We start from the raw sequence: 296 nt of genomic DNA, 5'->3' as shown, positions 1-296 counted from the left end.
CTATTTTCCAACGCCCTCCTATCACAGATAAAGCTAAATCTTTTCCAGTGAAAAATTCCTTGTCCTTATAATGAATAACCATAATTTTTGACCTTCCTCTCGCGAAAAAAATGTTTATAGTGACAAATTTGTCAGTATTGTAATTAAAATTATAAAGTGTAATCTTAGTGGTGTAAACAATAAAAAAAGAAAGTAGGGATTCAATTGAAAAGTAGAGCTGCTGTTGCATTTAAGCCAGGGGAGCCACTTCAAATCGTAGAAATCGATGTAGAAGAGCCAAAAGCAAAAGAGGTATT

General features: G+C 33.1%; 1 pseudogene. It reads right to left on the bottom strand.

Annotation, left to right across the window (positions count from 1 at the left end):
* Positions 1–82 (bottom strand): annotated as a pseudogene (locus KVT11_RS19700) (winged helix-turn-helix transcriptional regulator); the annotation flags it as partial.
* Positions 83–296: the final 214 nt, after the last annotated feature.

This window comes from Bacillus sp. GbtcB10 (assembly GCF_019091365.1).
Classification (GTDB): Bacteria; Bacillota; Bacilli; order Bacillales; family Bacillaceae; genus Bacillus; species Bacillus altitudinis.
The sequence above is the reverse complement of the archived record's forward strand: the minus strand, read 5'-3'. Positions and strand labels throughout refer to the sequence as shown.